This is a genomic window from Acetobacter sp. AN02 (genome assembly GCF_029759835.1).
Classification (GTDB): Bacteria; Pseudomonadota; Alphaproteobacteria; order Acetobacterales; family Acetobacteraceae; genus Acetobacter.
Genome location: NZ_JAJJND010000147.1, coordinates 1 through 3,666, shown reverse-complemented (window position 1 = coordinate 3,666; position 3,666 = coordinate 1). Strand labels below are relative to the sequence as shown.

The 3,666-nt window shown below is 57.4% G+C and carries 3 protein-coding genes and 2 pseudogenes; 2 read left to right on the top strand and 3 right to left on the bottom strand.

Annotated elements, in window-relative coordinates; translation table 11 throughout:
- Positions 1-58: 58 nt before the first annotated feature.
- Together LOC54_RS11755 and LOC54_RS11750 are read right to left on the bottom strand one after the other, a co-directional pair.
- Positions 59-1,315 carry a Hint domain-containing protein gene (locus tag LOC54_RS11755; RefSeq protein ID WP_279313980.1) on the bottom strand — a complete coding sequence of 419 codons (1,257 nt, stop codon included), beginning with the start codon at positions 1,313-1,315 and terminating at the stop codon, positions 59-61.
- A 251-nt stretch (positions 1,316-1,566) separates the two neighbouring features.
- Positions 1,567-2,277 (bottom strand): response regulator transcription factor, encoded by a 711-nt coding sequence (locus tag LOC54_RS11750; RefSeq protein ID WP_279313979.1) that lies wholly within the window; start codon positions 2,275-2,277, stop codon positions 1,567-1,569.
- A gap of 138 nt (positions 2,278-2,415) precedes the next feature.
- Here LOC54_RS11750 and LOC54_RS11745 point away from each other — a divergent pair, with 138 nt between their 5' ends.
- Complete coding sequence (locus tag LOC54_RS11745) at positions 2,416-2,928, top strand: L,D-transpeptidase (RefSeq protein ID WP_279313978.1); 513 nt, start codon at positions 2,416-2,418, stop codon at positions 2,926-2,928.
- Between the two features lie 223 nt (positions 2,929-3,151).
- On the opposite strand, the pseudogene LOC54_RS11740 reads toward LOC54_RS11745, so the two are convergent.
- Positions 3,152-3,610: pseudogene (locus LOC54_RS11740) on the bottom strand (transposase); the annotation flags it as partial.
- Between LOC54_RS11740 and LOC54_RS12405 the strand changes: the two are divergent.
- A pseudogene (locus tag LOC54_RS12405) lies at positions 3,590-3,666 on the top strand (IS5/IS1182 family transposase); the annotation flags it as partial. The pseudogenes LOC54_RS11740 and LOC54_RS12405 overlap by 21 nt on opposite strands.

Below are 3,666 nucleotides of genomic sequence, written 5' to 3'. Positions count from 1 at the left end.
ACAACCTTGGCGCATCATGTCAATCGGACTGCGCAATTGGGCGCATAGGTTCTAGCAATCAATGGTTGGTATTACCCGTGTCCAGATAGGTCTCCGTCGGAACCCCGTTGGCCATGACAACGGAGTGCCGCTCCGTCTCGATGTGATAATACTCATAGGAACTGAAAGAACGGTCGTAAAACACGGAAACACCGTTCACCAGCATCCGCACCGGAAGAAACCGCCCCTCCATAAACAGACAATGCCCGGACGTGATCAGCAGATCGCGTGAGGGAACACCCTCCGCAAAAGCATCCCTGAGCACACGAACCGGCCAGCCGGCCTCATCATCAGGAAGATCCGCACGCACGGATGCCTGCGCCCGGCCGGACCAGACAATCCGGCGGATCTCCTCCTGCCCGTTCTCCATAACCACAACGGAATCACCCGGCCCCAGCTTCTCCACAGCAACCGGACCATCCGGCGTCGCAATCAGAACACCGGCAAGAAAACACGAGGAAGAAGACGGAACCGACACGGCCCAGTCATCGCCCACCGGCAGGATCTCCGCCGTTCCCGGGGAATAGCCGCTCCACAGATGGATATCCGTCAGCGTCGTCGAATTCCACTCGTCGTAACTGATCTTAAGCGTATAGGTACCGTCGTCATTTTTCGTAAAGACAGCACTCTGCGGCTGCTTTCCGGAAATCTCGATAACTGATGAATCACTGAAATTATAGACAGGCTCGGAGAAATTCCCCACCCAGTCAGGAAGAACGAGCCTGTTCGCCGCCCCGTTGGCACCGGGATCCCCGAACGTCAGGGAAGCCCCCGCCGTCGCACCGTTCGCATGCAGCGTCGAGCCGCCGGTCAGCGTGATGTTCAGAGACCCGTAATCATTGCTGCCCGCAATTGAGGAATTGTCCAGAATAAGCTGCCCCGTCCCGACCGGAGAGTAGGCCATGGTCACGGAATGGTTGCCAATCACCTCCAGAACACCATTCACGGTTGTCGATCCCGTTCCGAGATCAACCGGATCGGATGTAGCGATCTGCAGAACCGCATTCTTCGCCACACTCACACCGTTTGTCGTCAGAACGGTCGAACCGTCCGGAGAAACGGCATGCACCTGCAGGGTCGCATAAGGCTGCAGAACAAGACCATTGCTCAGACGCGTGTCGTCCGGACGATCATAAATCACCGTAACAGGCGCCGACGCAGTACCGGAAATGACAGGAATCTGCCCGTCAGCCTGCTGCGGAATAACACCCGCGGACCAGTTTCCAGAATTCGACCAGAGGCCATCCGCACCGCTACCCGTCCAGGAATTATTCATTTTCCGTTCCCATGAAAGTATTTTCATTAACAATATATTGCGAAAAACAACCTATGGTGTACAATTAATAATTCTTTAACCCTTACACGCGAACAAACCTAAGCCCTGCACATTCGGATCTGAAACTTCAGAGATTTTTTCAGGAACAGACAGAACCGACGGAAAAAGAAGGACAGAAGCCTCCCGTATTCCGGCATAAAAAAACCCGCCTCATTTCTGAGGCGGTCCGGAAAACGTTATCCGAAAGGGGCTTAGCGGGCACCGGCTTCCGGATTGAGGCGATATCCGCCCCCCTCCGTCAGCAGCAGGGTGGCATTCGCCGGATCAGGCTCGATCTTCTGACGCAGACGATAGATATGCGTCTCAAGCGTGTGCGTGGTCACGGCAGCATTATAGCCCCAGACCTCATTGAGCAGAACCTGACGCGGAACCGGACGCGTGCCCGCGCGGTAGAGAAATTTCAGGATCGCCGCCTCTTTCTCCGTCAGACGGATACGACGGTTCTTCTCCGGCTCCTGCAGAAGCTTTGCCGCCGGACGGAAAGTGTAGGGACCAACGGTAAACACCGCGTCCTCACTGTTCTCAAAAATCCGCAGCTGCGCACGCAGACGCGCCAGAAGCTCGGCAATGCGGAACGGCTTGGCAACGTAGTCGTTCGCACCGGCATCAAGCCCGCGGACCACATCCGCCTCATCATCTGATCCCGTCAGCATGATGATCGGCATTTTCGCGCCGTTGCGCCGCAGATCGGCACAGAAATCGCGCCCGTCCCCGTCAGGCAGCGTGACATCCATGATAATGGCGTCATACCGCGCATCCGGCGCCTTCAGAGCAAGAGCCGCCGCAGCCACCGATTCTGTCAGAACCGGGCGGAACTCCCCGTCAACCAGAAGCTGCTCAACGAGCATCTGCCCGAGAATCCGGTCATCATCGACGATCAAAACAGGTCTGCTGCCCGTCATCACTTCCTCATTCGCTCTGCCGGCTGAGTAACCCTAAACGGCCCTCGACACAAGAACCGCACCGGGTGACACTGCTGCAGGACAACCCGGCAGAACCGCCGACCGCACAGCAGCCCGAAGGATACATAAAGTCCGGCCATGATACACGCCCGCCTTGAACCGGAAACCCGCACGACCGCGCTTCTGCATTGCAAGGGACAGCCTCTCGCAGCCGTTATCGGCGCCTCCGGCATCGTCCGTCACAAACAGGAAGGAGATCACGCCACCCCGTCCGGCCTGCTCCCCCTGCGCCGCGTGTTCTGGCGGGCAGACCGCATCGCCCGGCCCGCAACCACACTCCCCGCAGAACCTCTGGCCCCCGATGACGGCTGGTGCGACGACCCGGCCTCCCCGGCCTACAACACGCACATACGCCTGCCCTCACAGGCGCGTCACGAAAAACTCTGGCGGGACGACAGGCTTTACGATCTCATCATCGTGCTCGGATATAATGACGATCCGGTGATCAGCGGACGCGGCTCCGCCATCTTCATGCATCTGCGCTCCCCCGACAGCAGACCGACCGAAGGCTGCATCGCCCTCTCGGAAGCAGATCTGCGCCTCGTCCTCGCCTCCGGCATCACCGCCATCAGCGTCCCCGAACCGGACTGAAAACAAAAACATCCCGCCCCGCCTGTCACATTATGTCATAACATCACCCTGAAAAACGGGACCCCATGCACGCCCTCAAGCTCTCCCTTCTGGAGGGATCGAAGAACCGTTGATTGATGTTCTTGGCGAGTAATTTCTGGGTTTTGGCGATTTGATTGACGGTTTTTGCGATGGCATCCGGTCTGCGCTTTGAGCGGATTGGGGGCTGTCCCCCGCTGGGTTGCTACGCGCTCGCGCTGATCCGCTCCAGGAAGATGAGGCGGCGCATGTTGTAGACGATATTGGCCAGCCCGATCCTCATGGTAGTCCGGGTGATACCGACAGTTCGGACAAACAGCCCTGTCTGTGACTTCTGATCGGCAAAGACGTGCTCGACGCGGGATCGGATCACCGACTTTCCAGCATTCGATTTCTGGATATGTTGGGGCATAGGCTTGAGATGCGGCTTTTTTCTGTGAACCTTTGAGACAAAACCCTGCTTTTCCATGAAGTCTTCGTTGGCTTTTGAGCGATAGGCCGTGTCAGCCCAGACACTTGAGGCCGTATTGGTTTTATCCAGCAGCCCCTCTCTCAATCGCGCGCCATCACTGGCGGCGGCATGCGTTGTTTTCCATTTCCGGATGAACCGGTATTTCCGATCGATGGAAACATGCGATTTATAGCCGGAGCTCTCAAAAAAGGGGGACGGATCAGGCCATCGGACGATCACGAGGCGGGTTGACGACAAAGATCCATGCC